The following is a 268-nucleotide window of genomic DNA, read 5'->3' as shown; positions in this document are numbered from 1 at the left end:
GCGCAAAAATCCGCTCGATCTCCGGAAACTCATCCATGAGCTTTCGCTCCAGCTGCTGCTGCATCTCGACAGACTGACTAAGGCTGGTAGCCGGTACACGAAGGGCTTGGATAGCGAAGTCCCCCTCGTTGAGGCTAGGCACGAATTCACTGCCCATACGTGCCCCTACGAGGCCGGAAAGTACAACTGCAACAACGGCAAAGGTGAGCACTACTGGCTTGTTGGACATCACCGCATCGAATGCAGGTGCGTAGGCCCGTTTAGCATT

General features: G+C 55.6%; 1 protein-coding gene. It reads right to left on the bottom strand.

Going from position 1 to position 268, the window contains the following annotated elements; translation table 11 throughout:
- Positions 1-268, bottom strand: a 268-nt coding sequence (locus MST27_RS22875) for an efflux RND transporter permease subunit (RefSeq protein ID WP_243608027.1), incomplete at both ends; no start/stop codon positions are given.

This window comes from Stutzerimonas marianensis (assembly GCF_022810315.1).
In the GTDB taxonomy this organism is placed as follows: domain Bacteria; phylum Pseudomonadota; class Gammaproteobacteria; order Pseudomonadales; family Pseudomonadaceae; genus Stutzerimonas; species Stutzerimonas marianensis.
This window is presented reverse-complemented; position numbering and strand designations above follow the sequence as displayed.